Annotated in this window: 10 protein-coding genes and 1 pseudogene; 9 read left to right on the forward strand and 2 right to left on the reverse strand. The window is 43.8% G+C overall.

The window, feature by feature from the left end; genetic code table 11:
- Positions 1–820 precede the first annotated feature (820 nt).
- Entirely contained in the window at positions 821–3,448 is a 2,628-nt protein-coding gene (locus AC1DQW_RS09955) for a sigma-54-dependent Fis family transcriptional regulator (RefSeq protein ID WP_477453942.1), read from the reverse strand.
- Positions 3,449–3,476: 28 nt separating this feature from the next.
- On the opposite strand from AC1DQW_RS09955, the gene AC1DQW_RS09960 reads away from it, so the two are divergent.
- Positions 3,477–3,692: a hypothetical protein gene (locus tag AC1DQW_RS09960; RefSeq protein ID WP_477453943.1), complete on the forward strand. Its 216-nt coding sequence runs from the start codon at positions 3,477–3,479 to the stop codon at positions 3,690–3,692.
- A gap of 81 nt (positions 3,693–3,773) precedes the next feature.
- Here AC1DQW_RS09960 and AC1DQW_RS09965 read toward each other — a convergent pair.
- A pseudogene (locus tag AC1DQW_RS09965) lies at positions 3,774–4,906 on the reverse strand (alpha-L-fucosidase).
- A gap of 221 nt (positions 4,907–5,127) precedes the next feature.
- On the opposite strand from AC1DQW_RS09965, the gene AC1DQW_RS09970 reads away from it, so the two are divergent.
- From AC1DQW_RS09970 to AC1DQW_RS10005, 8 genes are all read left to right on the forward strand, one after another.
- On the forward strand, positions 5,128–6,789 hold the full coding sequence (locus tag AC1DQW_RS09970) for a glycoside hydrolase family 28 protein (RefSeq protein ID WP_477453944.1): 1,662 nt from the start codon (positions 5,128–5,130) through the stop codon (positions 6,787–6,789).
- 13 nt (positions 6,790–6,802) lie between these two features.
- Positions 6,803–7,744 (forward strand): alpha/beta hydrolase, encoded by a 942-nt coding sequence (locus tag AC1DQW_RS09975; RefSeq protein ID WP_477453945.1) that lies wholly within the window; start codon positions 6,803–6,805, stop codon positions 7,742–7,744.
- A gap of 13 nt (positions 7,745–7,757) precedes the next feature.
- On the forward strand, positions 7,758–8,543 hold the full coding sequence (locus AC1DQW_RS09980) for a rhamnogalacturonan acetylesterase (RefSeq protein WP_477453946.1): 786 nt from the start codon (positions 7,758–7,760) through the stop codon (positions 8,541–8,543).
- A gap of 4 nt (positions 8,544–8,547) precedes the next feature.
- Positions 8,548–9,534 carry an alpha/beta hydrolase fold domain-containing protein gene (locus tag AC1DQW_RS09985; protein ID WP_477453947.1) on the forward strand — a complete coding sequence of 329 codons (987 nt, stop codon included), beginning with the start codon at positions 8,548–8,550 and terminating at the stop codon, positions 9,532–9,534.
- Positions 9,535–9,539: 5 nt separating this feature from the next.
- The gene (locus tag AC1DQW_RS09990; RefSeq protein ID WP_477453948.1) at positions 9,540–10,721 is read left to right on the forward strand and encodes a glycoside hydrolase family 88/105 protein; all 1,182 of its coding nucleotides are present in this window, start codon (positions 9,540–9,542) and stop codon (positions 10,719–10,721) included.
- Between the two features lie 6 nt (positions 10,722–10,727).
- A complete protein-coding gene (locus tag AC1DQW_RS09995; protein WP_477453949.1) occupies positions 10,728–11,735 on the forward strand; it encodes a pectinesterase family protein in 1,008 nt (335 codons plus the stop codon).
- Positions 11,736–11,737: 2 nt separating this feature from the next.
- On the forward strand, positions 11,738–13,384 hold the full coding sequence (locus AC1DQW_RS10000) for a glycoside hydrolase family 43 protein (RefSeq protein WP_477453950.1): 1,647 nt from the start codon (positions 11,738–11,740) through the stop codon (positions 13,382–13,384).
- Positions 13,385–13,524: 140 nt separating this feature from the next.
- Positions 13,525–17,898, forward strand: a complete 4,374-nt coding sequence (locus AC1DQW_RS10005) for a hybrid sensor histidine kinase/response regulator transcription factor (protein WP_477453951.1) — start codon at positions 13,525–13,527, stop codon at positions 17,896–17,898.
- Positions 17,899–18,089: the final 191 nt, after the last annotated feature.

Consider the following 18,089-nt stretch of genomic DNA (forward strand, 5'->3'; position numbering starts at 1 on the left):
TGTCTAAATTTGATTTATTAATATTTTTATACCTCTAATGAAGCACATATCCACGCGTCATTGCGGCACGAAGCAATCCCCGCCTTACAGAGAAGCTTTGCAAATCCGATCCGCATAATTTGGGATTGCTTCGTGCCTTATAATGACATGATTGTAAGCTATTGATTATCAATATGTATTTTCCACACATAAACCCGTCATTGCGAGGAACGAAGCAATCCCCGATTTACAGAGTAGCTGTGCAAATCCGCTCTGTATTTTGGGGATTGCTTCGTCGTACCTCCTCGCAATGACGATCACGAGGTGATTGTGGTACCCATACATGTCATTACTATTTCTTCCAGCTCGGCTGGTGGTTACTCGCAATGACAGCCTGTTTTTTTATTTTTAGACAGCCTCTTAAATTGAGGTTAAAATTTGCCGGATTTCTGAGATCGGCGGATGATAAGTTTCTAATTAATCCGGCTCTATATATCCCGATATAAATTGATTTTTCTTCAAAAAAGTTTATTTATAGTGAAGACAGGAATACTATATAGAAATTAACTAGCAAAGAAAAAAGAAGTAAATCACTTTGCGTCTTTGCGCGAGATAAATTCAGATATCGAACTACAGTCCGTTAGCTTGATTTTAATCAAAAGTTAATATTCAGGTTTATAATGTTGATTATCAGTCGCATAAGCGTTCCGGTCTTTGTTGATTTTTAAAAAGCTTAAGTTGTTGATAATCAGCCACAATGCGTTCCAAAGCGTTCGGGGTGTTCCACTGCGCTCAAATGGAACACTTAATAAATCAAATTTAAACAGCTTCTAAGAATTTATCAGGCAAAATAATCGCTCTTGCCAATGCCTAACTTTTTCATTTTGGAGTGTAAAGTATTTCCGGGAATTTTCAAAATTTCAGCAGCACCGCCTGCACCTGAAATTTTGCCGGCACATCGTTTCAATGCTTCAATAATATGACTACGTTCAACTTCCTCCAGCGACCGGTTTAAGAGATGCACCTCGTCTTGCTTTTCGGTATTCATATTCCTGGGAATATATACATCTTGCAATATACCGTCGGTTGTTAATAATATGCTGCGCTCCAGTAAATGCTCCAATTCCCGCACATTACCCGGCCAGGTATAGCTGCGTAATTGCTGTATTACATTTGGCGCAATTTTCCTGATCTTGCGGCCGGTACTTCTACTGTGTTTCTGTATAAAAAAATGAGCAAGCGGTTCAATGTCCTCCGGCCTGTCACGAAGAGGGGGCAGGTTGATAGGAAATACATTTAGCCGAAAATACAGATCCGGGCGAAAGCGGTTCGCCTTTACCTCTTCTTCCAGGTTGCGGTTGGTTGCTACAATCAGCCTTACATCTATCTTTATGGTTTGTTTACCTCCAATTCGTTCCAGTTCGCGCTCTTGTATTACGCGCAACAGCTTAGCTTGTGCATCAAGTGGCAGTTCGCCAACTTCATCAAGGAACAGCGTACTATTGTTTGCCAGTTCAAATTTACCTATGCGCCGGTCGATGGCCCCTGTAAAAGCCCCCCTTTCATGACCAAACAATTCGCTTTCGATAAGATTTGCCGGCAATGCAGCGCAATTAACTTTTACCATCAGTTTGTCTCCGCGCGGCGACGCATTGTGAATACCTCTTGCGATTAGTTCCTTTCCGGTGCCGGTTTCGCCAGATACCAGCACGGTGGTATTGGAATCAGCTACCAATGACATCAAGCGATACACTTTTTGCATTTGGTCGCCACTGCCAATTATTTCCGAGAAGTTGTAAATGGTTTTGATCTGCTCTTTCAGATAATCATTTTCTACTTCCAACTGCTTTTTGTAGGCCAGCAATTTTTCGTTAGCCTGTATATTGGCAACAGCAACAGATATTTGAGCACATATCCCTTTCAGTAGCAGCGGGCTCAGCCGGTTGGCCAGCAGCCAGATGGTGCCTATATTTTTATCGCCCACTCGTAACGGCAGGGCGTACATATTTTTTAGTCCGGTTGTTTGCCACAACTTTGCGTATGTATTACCAGTTTTTAATTCTTCTTCCACATTAAACACCAATCCATCCTCACTTGCAAGCACCTGCGCCGTGTAGGTTTCTTCAATGGTGACCCGGTTGGCCAGGCTTTTATCGTAATAGGTTTGGGCTTTGTCAAACAACGTACTGTCATACATAAATGGGGTCAGGTGAAAGCCGTCATCATCAATTACCCGCAGCATGGCGAGCTTTGTATGCATTGTTTTATCCAACACCCTGAAAATAGCATTCTGCAGATCCAGCTTCGTTCGTGACTGTGTAATATCATTGCTGAAATTTAGCAGAAAGGCCTGTTCTTCCTGTTTTTTATTGATTTGCTCATGAGCCAGAATATTAGCCATAGCGATGGATATTTGTGCGCAAATACCTTGCAACAGCTGAACATTGATCTCCCCGATGTCGAGGAATAAAATTCCAAGGTTTGTTTCCCCGTTACGCAACCGGATACCTACAATGTCCTTAAACCCCATCTGCTTCCAATATTGTAAATAAGCTGAGGTGATCCCGCGGTGTATTTCCCTGTCTATGTTAAATAATAAAGGAATTGAGCTATGTAATACACGATTTTGAAGTCCGTCATTGACGGGATACCGGGCTTTCTCAAGCGCACTCACTATTTTGGGATCTTGCGCCTTTTGAAGATCGTACACATAGGGGCTCATTGTCGTCTGATCTTCATTGATCCGGCGAATGACAAAGCCACCCGGTGGATTTAACTTGCCTAATGCGGTGCGGACGGCGCGGGCAAGCTCTTCCTTCGTCCTTACGGTTACGATATCGCTGCTAAAGTCAAGAAGGAATGATTTTTCTTTTTCCTTATCAAGCAGCTCCTCATTTTTAATAATATTGGATACGGCGCTCGACAACTGGGGTATAATGCCTTTAATAATGCTCCTAAATTCGTTGCTAAAACTACCTGGTTTATCTGAATAAATATGAATAAAGCCCAAGGGCTTTCCTTCTTTCATAAGCCGCGTCATTAAAATTTCTCTTACGCCTTCTTCGTAATTAACGCGGAGAAAAGCGGGGCTTTGCGGCTTGTCCATGATATCTTCCAGCAGAAAAGATACCGGTTCTTCTACCCCCAATACCGACTGGATAAAGGGCTCGTTCAGTGAAAAATGAGACTTCACCATTTCCTGGTATCTTGGATGCGATCGGATCGGAGACCCTTCATTGTCCAGCAGAAAAGGGACGTATGTTTCGTCCTTATAGTCAATCAGGGTAACAATGGTATGGGTAAAGTAGAATAACCCTTTGATCCTTTTTTTAAAAAGCACGATAAGATCATTCTTGTCCCGAACCCGGGTAATATCATTTCCCAGTTCCAACAAGATCTTTCTTTCCTGCTCAAGTCCGGCCATTGAAGGCGCCGGCAAATCTGATTCAGAAAATTTTATTTTTTTCATGATGGCAATTTATGGAAATTACAAGTAGATGTTTCCGCTTGTTGCTGTTGTCCAAATATGCGCACTGTTTTGTCACCAAACAAAAAACACACCACATTTTCATGAGAAGCATTTGGTGTGGATGATGGAGCAGAATCCGAACCGTTTTGTGGAAGAATTGATTGAAATAGGTGGTTTTTCAAATTCCTTACAACACGAGAGTAATTTATTAACTAAATCAGAAATTGATATGTTTACGCTATAAGTCCCTAAGACCTTATATAAGTAAGTCCTTGGGGTCAACAACGCCCGAATCTCACTCAATAATCATTTCCGATAAACGGATTTACTCAAGAAACAGTTCTATCATTGGTATTTCCATTAAAGGTTTTTTTGCTGGAACCTTTAATTCCAGGTCGTCGGGGTTACTCCCCGATTGTTTGCATAGCAGTTCGGAGTTATCATGCAAAAACTGCGCGTATTTCACTTTATCCTTATAACCGGGCAGCGATAAAACACTATCTGACGGATATTTGTATAAATGTACATATAGTTTTTTTGCAGCCGCATTGTAAGTGAGTTTGGTATCCGCCGGAGCTTTGAACACCTCGGGTGCCGATGTGCAACCATAAATAGCCTTATTGTTTGCATGCATCCACAGGGCTAAACTATCCATTGCTTTAGTAGCCCGATAATCAAATTCACCACGGGCTGTTGGCCCTACATTTAAAATAAGATTTCCACCATTGCTTACCGATGTAATTATTAAATCAAGCAGCTGCCGGTTTGTTTTCCAGGTATTCTCGTCCCTGAAATATCCCCATGATCCTGAGAATGTTTGACAGGTTTCCCATAACTGGTTTTTGTACTTCACTAATTCACTTGCACTTACCTGCTCCGGCGTTACAAAATCTGCTCCGTCTTTGTACTCTTCCAATCCTAAACGGTTGTTAATTAAAATACCGGGTTGCAGCTTTTTGACCAGTTTAAGTAATTCAACAGGTCCCCAATCACCTTTGCCCTTGCCATGAACTACCTTTGTTCCGTCGGAGAAATCAAACCATAATATATCTATTTTACCATAGTTGGTAAGCAGCTCAGTAACTGATTGCATAAATACTGCCTGTATTTTGCCATATCACGTTTTTTATTTAGCCTGTTGAAAGCCGTATCGCCGCCTGTTGCCGGCTTAAGGGGATGCCAGTTATCAATTGCATAGTCGGGGTTATGCCAATCAAGCAGTGAATAGTAAAATCCAACCTTTAAACCCTCGGCCCTGAAAGCGTCCACATATTCCTTTACCAGGTCTCGTTTTGCGGCGGTATTGGTGGCTTTATAATCGGTATATTTACTATCAAATAAGCAAAAACCCTCGTGCTGCTTGGTTGTTAACACGGCGTATTTCATGCCAGCGGCTTTGGCTTGCCTGGCCCAGGCTTTCGGATTAAACTGATCGGGATTAAAAGCATCACCTGCCATTTACTGTAACCATCTAGAATAGATCAAACAAACACAAAACAAATTGGATTTATTGCAAAGAAGCTTCAATTATTGAACATTTTAGACCAATTTTTAAACCTCCGGATAGGGTTATGTTAATATGTTTGTTTCAACCAATTATAGAGCTGTTTCTCTGAAAAGGACTTTTTCTCTATCCTATATGGACCGGCTATTTGCGGATGACGTATACCTAAAATAACATGCATCTTAAAAAACTGAACTTATTAGCAATTTTATTATTTTGCTTATGCTTAGAAGCGAGCGGGCAAAAAAACACCGCCGTTTATTCCTGGCAACATCTGCCTACCTCCGAATTACCATCCTTTAAAACCGATACTTTTAACATTGAAAAATTTGGTGCCAAAGCAGGCGGGTTCACGCTTAATACACAAAGTATCAACGCTGCTATCAACGCATGTAGCGAGCATGGTGGCGGTGTTGTGCTCATCCCTCCCGGATTTTGGTTAACCGGCCCTGTTGTGATGAAAAATAATGTTAATCTTCATCTCAGCCAGGCTGCGGTATTACAATTTACATCTGACAAAAGCAGTTTCGCCCTTATTGAAGGGAACTTTGAAGGACATAAGTCCATCCGAAATCAGTCTCCGATCTCAGGTAAGGATCTGCAGAGCATCGCCATTACCGGCGAGGGTATTGTTGACGGACACGGAGAGGTTTGGCGCGCAATGGGTAAAGACAATATTACCGACCGCGATTGGAAAGCACTCATTGCTTCGGGCGGTGAGCTTAGCGATGACGGCCGTACCTGGTACCCTTCGGCCAGCTATGCTAAAGGTGCCCGCACCCGGAACGCAGGCTATATACAAACCGGCAAAAAACCGGACGATTACCAGGAGATAAAAGATTTTTTCCGCCCTAACCTCATCGTATTCAGTAATTGTAAAAAGGTGCTGCTGCAGGGTACAACTTTTCAAAACTCTGCAGCGTGGTGCCTTCATACACTGCAATGTGAAGATTTGACATTTGATGGCGTGCATGTCCGCAACGCGTCAAATGCGCAGAACGGAGATGGTATGGATATTGAATCCTGTTCAAATGTGCGGGTGGTTAATTGCACTATTGATGCCGGAGATGACGGGATCTGTATAAAATCGGGAAAAGATGAAGAAGGCAGGAAAGTTGGCAAACCTTGTCAAAACATTTTGATCCAAAACAATGTGGTATACAGCGCCCACGGTGGCTTCGTGATCGGCAGCGAAATGTCAGGAGGTGCACATGATATTTTCGTTTCAGACTGCAGTTTTTTTGGCACCGACAACGGCTTGCGTTTTAAAACTGTAAGAGGGCGTGGCGGCGTGGTTGAAAATATTTATATCCGTAATATTTCCATGCGCAATATTGTGCACGATGCGATCCTGTTTGATATGTATTATTTTACTAAGGCACCTTCATTGGCCCAAACCGGCGGTGATGAAGAAAAGCCACCTGTTGACGCCGGAACTCCTCAATTCCGCAATTTTTATATTAATAATGTAGTTTGCGATGGTGCCAACCGGGCCATGCTCATCCGTGGCCTGCCTGAAATGAGCATCAGGGGCATCCACCTGGAAAATATTTCGATCAAGGCCGATCACGGTGCCGAAATAATTGATGCCAGCAACGTTAGCCTGACCAAAGTAATGCTGCAATGCAAAACCACCCGACCGTTGGTTCATATAGAAAACAGTAACAAAATCAGGATCGATAACCTTGCATCGGCGGCAAAACCTGATCTGCTGTTGAGTATCAATGGCAAGTATATGGGTCAGGTTGATTTATTGCACACAGATATCAGTTCGGCCGGCCAGGTGGCAGAATTTAATTATGGAGCGGATAAATCTGCATTAACAACGACAAAATAAACCGGCAGGATAAATGATGAAACATTTGCTTTTCAAATTGATCGTACTGGCACTAGTGATCTTTTCAACCCGTACACAGGCACAAAACTTTATGGAGATATGGCCGCATGGTCACATCCCAAACTCCAAAAACCTGCGGCTTACTGACAGCGTAGCTAATGAACGCATCTACAGGGTAATGCTGCCGGGAGTGTACGCGTTCTTTCCCGGGAAACAGGAAAACAAGGGTGCCGCAGTGGTTATTTGCCCAGGCGGCGGTTATGAGCGGCTTGCCTACGTGATCAGTGGGTTGCAGCTGGCTAAATGGTTCAACACCATGGGCGTTTCGGCATTTGTACTTAACTACCGCCTCCCTAACTCTCCAGACTTGAAGCAACGTGAAATCGGTCCGTTGATGGATGCACAGCGAGCCATTCGCCACATCAGGGCCAATGCAGCAAAATGGGGCATCAATCCCGATAAGATCGGCATAATGGGTACATCGTCAGGTGGGCATCTTGCTGCTACCACAATTACCCAAACCACCGACGTTAGTGCAATTAAGGATAGCCTCGACCATGTTTCATTCAGTCCGAATTTTGCTATTCTCATTTCGCCGGTGATCGACCTCAGTACGTCTTATGCACATGCGGGTAGTGTTAAAAATTTATTGGGGCCTAACCCTACTGAAGATCTGAAGAAGCATTTTTCGGCCCAACTTAACGTAAGCAGCACCACGCCCCCATGCTTTATTGCCGATGCCGTTAATGATAAAGCAGTAAACCCAATGAACAGCCTGATGTTTTACCAGTCACTATTGCAAAACAACGTGCCGGTAAGTTTTCACGCATTTCCGCAAGGCGCACATGCCATAGCGGTGCGCAATAATCCTGGGTCGACTGAGTTATGGACTAAATTATGCGAAATGTGGCTGATTGAAATGAACATCATCCCCGAAAAACTGCTAACCAAATAACTATAACATCACCATGAAAAAACCGCGTCAAAGTAAAATCTATCGGTTTAGCCTGGCAATTATGATGCTGGGCGGCATAGCATTAAGCTTTATTCCACCTAAAAAAAAGTTAACCATTTTTTTAGCAGGCGATTCAACAATGGCTGATAAAAAGGTAAATGCATATCCCGAAACCGGATGGGGCATGAGTTTCAAATTTTTTTTCGACTCAACCGTGGTCGTAGTCAACAAGGCCCAAAATGGCCGCAGCACCCGTACTTTCATCACTGACGGCCTTTGGAAGCAGATCACCGATAATTTGAATGCAGAGGATTATGTGCTGATACAATTTGGTCATAACGATGAGGTGCCTACCAAAAAATCAGCTACTACAGAAACTGAATTCAAAAATAATTTGATCCTCTATATTGATCAAACCCGGAGCAAGAAAGCAATACCTGTACTGATCACCCCGGTAACACGACGTAGTTTTGACAGCACAGGCACAGTAGCGGATACCCATGCCCGTTACGCCCGGATTATACGCGATGTAGCTACAGAGAAGCGTGTGCAATTGATAGATCTTGACCAGGAAAGCATGGCACTGGTACAGCGCTTTGGCCCTGAAGGGTCTAAATGGCTATACAATCACCTGCAACCCGGCGAAAATCCAAATTACCCTGACGGGAAAAAAGACGATACCCATTTCAATGAATTGGGTGCCCGCAAAATGGCCGAGATTGTACTGGCAGACTTGCGCAGGCTGTCACCAGAAATTAACAGCCGTGTAGTAGGATCTGATCAGGGATTAACCAGGTAGCATCATGAAAAACAAAATCCTGCTATTGAGCTTAGCTTTAGGTCTGCTTGCATTTACAAAAGTTTCGGCGCAATCCAAGGAATGGCTAACCGCTACCCCGGATACCTCTTTTAACATTACCCGCGATTTTAAAAATAATGTAAAGAAATACCCTTTCATTAAGATCGTTCCCGATAGCCCTTCAAAAACAGTAACTGAAGTCAGGAACCTGGTTTATGGCAAAGTGGACAGCCGTGAGCTGCATATTGATGCCTTTACGCCATCAGCAGCTAAGAAAAAGCCTACGCCCGCAGTCATTATCGTACATGGCGGCGGCTGGCGTTCGGGTAACCGTGCGCAGCATGTTCCGCTGGCGCAACATTTGGCGGCTCTGGGTTATGCCAGCTTTACGGTAGAATATCGCCTGTCTACCGAAGCGCTTTATCCGGCGGCGGTGAATGATATCAAATCGGCAATACAATGGTTGCACGCTAACGCGAAAAGATTTAATATCAATACAAATAAGATCGCTGTTTTGGGCTTTTCGGCTGGCGGGCAGCTGGCCGCATTGGTAGGAATGACTTCAGGTTCAGATAAATTCGATGCGCTGGATTCTAACAAAGGTTATTCAAGTTCGGTACAGGCCGTGATCGATATTGATGGCACGCTCACATTTGTGTCGCCCGACGCCTGGGAAACTCAAAATCAGCAAACGGTTGCGGCCTCAACGATGTGGTTAGGCTATAAACGTAGCGAAAAGCTTGATATCTGGACAGCGGCCAGCCCCCTTACTTATGCCGAACGTAATAAACTCCCTTTTCTGTTCCTGAATAGCGCGGTTGACAGAATGCATGCCGGTCGTGATGTATTTAAAGAGATGATGGATAAGAAAGGCGTATATGTACAAATTGATAATTTTAAAGATACGCCACACACTTTTTGTTTATATCAGCCCTGGTTTAACCCTATGGTAAACAACATTGATCAGTTTCTAACTAAAATATTTAAATAAACACCATGATGAAAAGCTTTTTACGCCTGCAAATACTTGGTTTTATATTGTTAACAGTTCAAGCGGTCAGTGCACAATCAGCCAGGCCATATTCACAGCAAATGGCCCACACGGTGATGACTATCTGGAAAGACAGCCTGCCAACAGGCAGCAAATGGACTTATGACCAGGGTGTTATATTGAAGGGATTTGAAAATATCTGGCATCAAACCGGCGACAAGCAATATTTCGATTTTATAAAACACTGTATGGATAAATTCGTGCAGCCAGACGGCAGTATCCGTACGTATAATCTGTCCGATCATAACCTCGATTTTATCCTTTGCGGCCGCAATGTGCTGATGTTGTACCAGCAAACACACGAGGATAAGTACCTGAAAGCCGTGCAAACATTGCGCGAACAATTGCGTACACAGCCCCGTACATTCGATGGTGGTTTTTGGCATAAAAAACGTTACCCGAACCAAATGTGGCTGGACGGCCTGTACATGGCCGAGCCGTTTTACGCCGAATATGCGGCCACTTTTCGCGAGGATACAGCTTTTAATGATATCGCCCGCCAGTTCATATTAATGGAAAAACATTCGCGGGATGAAAAAACAGGATTGCTGTACCATGCCTGGGACGCATCAAAGAAAGAACGCTGGGCGGATCCGCAAACCGGCCGTTCACCAAACTTTTGGGGGCGGGCTATGGGCTGGTACGGCATGGCGCTGGTTGATGCATTGGATCAATTTCCGGCTGATCATCCCAGGCGCAAGGAACTGCTGGGCATCCTGCAGCGTTATGCCGTGGCAGTGGAGCGATGGCAGGATAAACCTACCGGACTTTGGTACGAAGTGCTGGACAAAGGCGCTGAAAAAGGTAATTACCAGGAAGCGTCTGTATCATGTATGTTTGTGTATACGCTGGCTAAGGCTGTACGTCAAAAATATCTGCCCGCAAGCTATATGCCTGTGGCACGGAAAGGGTATGCAGGTATTATTAAAAAATTTATCCGTACCGACAACAAGGGCCTTATGGTGTTGGATGGCACTGTTCAGGTAGGCGGCCTGGGCGGTAAGCCTTACCGTGATGGCAGCTACGCTTATTACCTGAGTGAAAAGGTAATTACCAATGATGCCAAAGGTGTTGGCGCTTTTATACTCGCAGCTACCGAAATTGAATGGTTGAAGGGGGAAAAATAACATAATATGAAAAAGATCATACTTAGCTTGTTACTGTTGGCGGCAGTTGCTGTTTGCCAGGCGCAGCCTGTTACTAAGGTTTATAAAGAAATAACCGTGGCGCAGGATGGTAGTGGCGATTTTAAATCCATACAGGAAGCGGTAAACGCGGTTCGTGATCTGGGCGCTATACAGGTACCTATCCACATCAAAAAAGGTACTTATCACGAAAAGCTGGTAATACCATCGTGGAAAACACATATCTCACTTATTGGTGAGGATAAGGAAAATACCATTATCACCAATGATGATTATTCGGGCAAACCCGTACCTGGTGGTAAAGATGCCTTTGGAAGGGATAAATTTTCAACTTACACCTCTTACACAGTACTGGTTGCCGGCAATAATTTTACGGCAGAAAACCTCACCATTATCAATTCGGCCGGCCGGGTGGGACAAGCCGTAGCGCTGCATGTAGAAGGCGACCGCTGCATTGTGCGTAACTGTAAGCTGCTGGGCAACCAGGATACACTGTATACTGCTACTGCCACATCGCGTGAGTTATTTCAGGATTGTTATATTGAAGGCACTACAGATTTCCTGTTTGGCGAGGCTACCGTTGTTTTCCAGCGCTGCATTATTAAAAGCCTGGTTAACTCCTATATCACGGCAGCGGCCACTACTTCCTTGCAAAAATATGGTTATGTGCTGATGAACTGTAAGCTGATTGCCGATGAATCGGTAAACAAGGAATACCTGGGCAGGCCCTGGAGATCATACGCCAAAACGGTATTTCTTAACACCGAGATGGGCGCTCACATCATTCCCCAGGGCTGGGACCCGTGGAAAGGCGACAGCATGTTCCCGGATAAGGAAAAGACAGCCTATTATGCCGAATATAAAAACACCGGACCGGGCGCTAACCCTAAAGCCCGCGTACAGTGGTCGCACCAGCTAACAGATCAGGAAGCAAAACAATATACAATTAAGAACATCCTTGGCGGCAGTGATAACTGGGACCCGGAATCAAAATAATTATGAAAAACACCATTTGCATACTGGCTTTTGCTGCCACTGTACCTTTTGCTAACGCACAGGTAAAACCTGTAGCAAAAAGTAACTATATATCTAAAGTATGGGTCGCCGACCAGGGCGATGGTACCTATAAAAACCCGGTGCTGAATGCCGATTATTCAGATCCGGACGCGATACGTGTAGGCGATGACTTTTATCTTGTTTCATCCAGTTTTGAGGATATACCGGGGTTGCCCATATTACATTCAAAAGATCTGGTGAACTGGAGCATCATTGGCCACGCCCTGGTGCGCCAGCCACCTTTTGATCATTTCGATATTCCCCGTCACGGTGATGGCGTTTGGGCTCCTGCACTACGTTATTACAAAGGTGAGTTTTACCTGTATTATCCTGATCCTGATTATGGCATTTACCTTATAAAATCCAAAAACGCGGCCGGGCCCTGGAGTAACCCCGTAATGGTTTACGCGGGCAAAGGTTTGATTGACCCCTGCCCGCTGGTGGATGATGACGGGCAGATGTACCTGGTGCATGGCTTTGCCGGCAGCCGTGCCGGTATTAAAAGTGTTATCGCGGTAAATAAGCTGAATGCGGATGGCACCAAAGTAACTGATGCCGGCGTAATAGTTTATGATGGCCACGAAACCGACCCAACCATTGAGGGGCCTAAATTTTACAAGCGGAATGGTTATTACTACATTTTTGCACCGGCGGGTGGGGTACCTACCGGATGGCAGCTGGTATTAAGGTCAAACAACATTTATGGCCCCTACGAGCGTAAAGTAGTGATGGACCAAGGTAAAACAACCGTTAATGGCCCGCATCAGGGTGCCTGGATAACTACACAAACCGGTGAAGACTGGTTCCTGCACTTTCAGGATAAAGAACAATACGGCCGCGTGGTACACCTGCAGCCTATGGTTTGGAAAAATAACTGGCCGGTGATAGGTACAGATAAAGATGGCGATGGTAAAGGCGAACCTGTACTGGTTTACAAAAAGCCAAATGTTGGTAAAACTTACCCTGTTGAAACACCGTTTGAAAGCGATGAGTTTAACGGCAACACCCTCGGCCTGCAGTGGCAGTGGATGGCTAACGCACGAGCCACCTGGTATTATCTGAACCCGGGCAAAGGTGCGCTAAGGCTTTATTCGGATAAGATGCCTGACGGTGCTAAAAACCTTTGGGGAGCCGGTAATGTACTGCTGCAGAAATTTATGGCCGGCGAGTTTGAGGCTACAACCAAAATGACCTTCACGCCCAATATTAAACTGGAAGAGAAAGCTGGTTTAACCATCATGGGTTTCAGCTATGCCAGCATAGCGGTTAAAAATAAAAAAGATGGCGTATACCTGGTGTTTGATTATTGCAAAGATGCAGATAAAGGCAACGCCGAAGAAGAGAAAACCATTACTAAACTGGATAAGCCTGCTGTGTGGCTGCGCGTAAAGGTAAGTACCGGGGCAAAGTGCGATTTTAGCTATAGTACCGACGGGCAAACGTTCATTAATGCAGGCGAAACGTTCCAGGCAGAAGTGGGGCGATGGATAGGCGCGAAGGTTGGCATATTCTGCACGCGCGGTACACAAATCAATGATTCGGGCTATGCTGATTTTGACTGGTTTAGGGTTACGCCTATTGACAAATAACTATGGGGTAATAAATTATATGATGGTGCAGTGAAAATTCAGGGGTATGATAAGCAAAATAAAATTTATAGATTTAACCGTGTGGCAATCTGCCAATATAGCCTAATTGTAAGTTAATGTTTTTTTGAGGTAGAAATTATATGAAGTTAAGGTGTTTTTTGTGCATGTTTTTGTTTTGGTTATTAACCGAAGCTGCGTTTTGCCAAATACATTGCATAACCGAACATTACTCAACCGAAGACGGCTTATCTCATGATGTTATTGCATCAATATTTAAAGACCGGCAGGGATATATGTGGTTTGGCACCTGGGATGGCCTTAACCGCTTTGATGGGCGGAAATTTACGGTCTTCAAGTCTTTAGCCGGCGATTCGTCGCAAATCAATAATAATCGTATCGATCAGATCACCGAAGACAACTACGATCATCTTTGGATCAAAGCTTATGATTCCCAGATCTATCGGTTCGACAAAAAGACAGGTCGCTTTCTTTCACTCGCTCTTATCCTCAACCTAAAAGAGAAGATCATTTTTGATAAGATCTTATCCCTGGATCAGGACGCCCTATGGGTTAGTACATTAAACAACGGAATTATTTGCGTTAGCAGGATCAATAGCGCGGGAATAAGCTACAGGAGTTATGTGCAAAACGCTACGTCAACTTCAAAGCTGCCTTCAAAAAAGTTTAAATTTTTTTACGGGGATAGTGAGGGGAAGAAATGGATAGGGACAGAGCACGGCCTTGTATGCCTTGAAAAACGGCAAAAAAACGGCAGCTTTGAAATAGCTGATTTAGATCAACATCCTGAAGAAGCATTTACCTGTGTTGCCGAAAGCAAATCGCAGCTATTTTTTGGCACAAAAAGCGGCACCTTGTATTTGTATGATAAGCAGGAAAAACAGTTTTCCAAACAAAGAATAAGTACTGCTGATATAAATGCGATACTGGTTAACCGCAGCCATACAAAAGCTTATTTAACAACGGGAAACGGCGAACTGCTATCATTTACTTTAGGGATTGGTCTGTTATCGCGCACGATTTATCATGCTGGCGAATCATTACATGCAATTTTCGAAGACCATTCAGGCGCGCTTTGGATTGAACCGGGCACAAAAGGGGCTATCCGCTTTGATCTGCTAACTCAAACATTCACAACATTTGTTCAAAAAAACGATGCCCAAAAAACCAATTTTGCTAATCATTTTAAGGTGATAGAAGATAAAAATGGTGTTGTTTGGTGTGTGCTCAGAGATGGCGGATTTGGCTATTATAATAATATTTCAAAACAGTTTAACTACTTTTATAATGAACCCGGTTCAAATAGCCGGCGTTTTTCAAACCTCGTAACTACCGTATATTATGACCCTGCCGGTATCTTCTGGTTGCATACAGATGAACATGGCCTTGAAAAAATAATTTTCCCGCCAAACGTTTTTCAAACCAGTTTACTAAATGAGCATGCCGACTTCCAATCAGATAATGAGGTGAGAGGAATTTGTGCCGACCGGCAAAACAGGCTATGGTTTGGATTAAAAAACGGGCAGGTTTTAGTTTACAAAAACGGGAAACGGCTACCGGTAACTTTCACAAATTTTGTAGGGCAGAATATTGGCGCGGTTTATTGTATTACACAGGACCATAACGGGGTTATTTGGATGGGTACTAAAACCAAAGGCTTATATCAGGCTACACCTACCGATCCTTCAGAGCTTCATTACCGGCTGATAAACTACCGCTATGCCCCCTCCGATCCGGCATCCATTAACAGCGATGAAATTTATTCGATAAAAGAAGACAAGGACGGGCGCATCTGGATAGGCACGTTTGATAACGGGCTATGTTTGCTCAACAGGAACAATGGTAACATTTCATTCACAAGGCTTTCTGAAAACGGAACCGGGTACCCGCAAACCTGTCTTAAAATAAGGCATTTAGCAACGGATGTGAAAGGGCGTTTATGGATAGCAACCACAGGTGGCCTGGTAATTCTGAATTATAAAAACGGTAAACTTTTATACGAAACTTACAAGAAAGTACCCGGCAATCCTCAAAGCCTGGGCAATAACGATATCCAGCATATTTATCGCGATAGCAAAAACCAAATGTGGCTGGTAACATCTGGCGGCGGGTTAAACCTGGCTGTTGGCCACCCGCAACCCGGCCTGCAAAAGTTTAAAGCATACACTTCAAAACAAGGTTTGGCCAATGATTATGTAATGAGTTGTATCGGCGATGGATATCATCACTTATGGCTGGCTACTAAGGCCGGTTTATCCATGTTTGATTTGAATACCCGAAAGTTTAAAAATTTCAATTCTTATGATGGTATTCCTAAAAAAGGGTTTTCTGAAAGTTCATGCCAGGCAACAAAAGATAGCAAACTTGTGTTTGGTGCAGTAAGAGGCTATATGATTTTCGATCCGGGCCAGGTTAAAAACGATGCAATTAAAGCAAATTTAGTGCTAACAAACCTGCAGGTGAACAACAGAGATGTGGCTATCAAAGATAGCACCAGGATCCTTGATCGTGATATTAACTACGCTGATGGTGTTAAATTGAAACATGATCAAAATATTTTCAGCCTGGACTATGCTGTTTTGGATTACCGCTCGGGTAATCACCTAACCATCGCTTATCGTTTAAAGGGGTTTGACAACGAATGGCATGAGGATAGCGACCAACAACGGGCTACTTATACCAACCTACCCGCCGGTAACTATACTTTCGAGGTAAAATGTGATGATCACGACAGGTTTATAAACATCCCTTATAAAAGCCTGGCCATCACAGTGCTTGCTGCACCCTGGGCAACATGGTGGGCATATGTTATTTATGCTATTATTGTTTGCGCAATTCTGGCTGCTATCAGGCAAAACGCTTTGAACGTACTGAAGTTAAAGCAGAAGGTAGCCGTTGAGCAGAAAATGACCGAATTAAAGCTGAGTTTTTTTACCAATATTTCGCACGAGCTGCGTACTCCGCTTACGCTTATTATCAATCCCATTAATGAGCTTGTGCAACGAGCTTACCTCAGCAAGGATGATCGTCAATACCTCACTATTATTCAGCGCAACGCAAACCGTATGGTCCGTTTTGTAAACCAATTACTGGACTTTAGGAAGGTGCAAAGCGGCAAGGCAAAATTAAATCTTTCGGCTATCAATATGGTAGAATTTATTACTGATGTAGCCGGCTATTTTGAAGAGATGCGGCAACTGAAAAATATTGAATTTGCATTTAAAACAGATGTAGATACGGCCATGGTTTGGCTGGACCCCGAAAAAATAGAAACCGTATTATATAACCTGATCGGCAACGCCTACAAGTTTACCCCCGAAAGAAAAAAAATCACAGTGCACTTGCAGATGAAGGACACCGGCGATATGATAATTGATATTACTGATGAGGGGTGCGGAGTACTGCAATCTGAAATTGATACCTTATTTGATCTTTATACCGAAGGCTCGCACCCTAATACCGGCCATTTAAAGGGTACGGGAATTGGGCTGGCCTTGTCGAAAGAGTTGGTTGAACTTCACCATGGAACTATCAGCGCCCAGAACAGGGAGCCCGGGGGCTTTCGGGTACGGGTAACCTTGCCGGTAAACGCTGTTACAACCATGGCTCCGGTTGATGCTACCGTGCCTAAAGGCAAACAAAGCTCCGTATCATTACAGCCATCCCATATCGGTCTTAAGAATGAACAAATCATTTATGCGGAGCTAAATAACGAACCCTTACTGGTTTTGGTAGAAGATAACCAGGATATGCGCGAATTGATCAGGATGCAGTTAAGCGGTAAGTACCGTATAGAAACTGCTGCCGATGGCGTTGAAGGCTGGGAAAAAATATTAAAACTACAGCCTGACGTAATTTTAAGTGATGTAATGATGCCGCGGATGGATGGACTGGAGCTATTGGGTAAGATAAGGAATGATGCCGCCACCAGCCATATACCGGTAGTATTACTTACCGCTAAAACAGCTGTTGAAAGCCAGATAGCGGGTTTAAATTATGGAGCTGATTACTACATTACAAAGCCCTTTGATACCAGCTTTTTGTTAACTACCCTTAAAAACATTATAGAACGCCGGAGCAGGCTGGTTAATGAAATGATGAGCGGTAAGGCAGTAGTGAGTTTAAATCCGGGGGATATCATAGTAACGTCAAAAGATGAAATATTTTTGAAAAGAGTATTAGAACTGATTGACGCGGGTATGGACAAACCTGATTTTAATATCGAGTCGGTTGCCGAAGTGATCAACATGTCGAGGCAAACTTTTTATCGTAAACTGAAAAGCCTTACCCAACTCAGCCCTGTTGAATTTGTTCGCGATCACAGGCTTTTACGGGCGCAGCAATTACTGGACGCCGGCAGCGATAATATCTCCCAAATTGCTTATGCAGTAGGGTTTAACAGCCCCAAATACTTTGCTACCTGTTTTAAAGCAAAGTTCAATATTTCTCCCTCCGATTATCAAAAAACGCCAAAGTCATCTCCGGAGATCATTTAATAGTCTTATAGCAACCCATCAATTCCTGATACGGGTGAAAAGTGTGCATAAACCAAAGTCCCCTGTGTCCCTGATATTTTAATTCAAATTATTTTAACAAGGGGGCCGCGCGAAACTAAGCGCTAAAACACACCCAATTGCCCTTTAAGTACAAAAAACTCCCTTGCTGAATTAATTTTAAACCATTTTGG

This window comes from Mucilaginibacter sp. P5_A4, from assembly GCF_056400605.1.

Bases quoted from the DNA above. Each gene is read 5' to 3' on its own strand.
- AC1DQW_RS09955 (WP_477453942.1), bottom strand. From the start codon at position 3,448: ATGAAAAAAATAAAATTTTCTGAATCAGATTTGCCGGCGCCTTCAATG.
- AC1DQW_RS09960 (WP_477453943.1), top strand. From the start codon at position 3,477: ATGTTTCCGCTTGTTGCTGTTGTCCAAATATGCGCACTGTTTTGTCAC.
- AC1DQW_RS09970 (WP_477453944.1), top strand. From the start codon at position 5,128: ATGCATCTTAAAAAACTGAACTTATTAGCAATTTTATTATTTTGCTTA.
- AC1DQW_RS09975 (WP_477453945.1), top strand. From the start codon at position 6,803: ATGATGAAACATTTGCTTTTCAAATTGATCGTACTGGCACTAGTGATC.
- AC1DQW_RS09980 (WP_477453946.1), top strand. From the start codon at position 7,758: ATGAAAAAACCGCGTCAAAGTAAAATCTATCGGTTTAGCCTGGCAATT.
- AC1DQW_RS09985 (WP_477453947.1), top strand. From the start codon at position 8,548: ATGAAAAACAAAATCCTGCTATTGAGCTTAGCTTTAGGTCTGCTTGCA.
- AC1DQW_RS09990 (WP_477453948.1), top strand. From the start codon at position 9,540: ATGATGAAAAGCTTTTTACGCCTGCAAATACTTGGTTTTATATTGTTA.
- AC1DQW_RS09995 (WP_477453949.1), top strand. From the start codon at position 10,728: ATGAAAAAGATCATACTTAGCTTGTTACTGTTGGCGGCAGTTGCTGTT.
- AC1DQW_RS10000 (WP_477453950.1), top strand. From the start codon at position 11,738: ATGAAAAACACCATTTGCATACTGGCTTTTGCTGCCACTGTACCTTTT.
- AC1DQW_RS10005 (WP_477453951.1), top strand. From the start codon at position 13,525: ATGAAGTTAAGGTGTTTTTTGTGCATGTTTTTGTTTTGGTTATTAACC.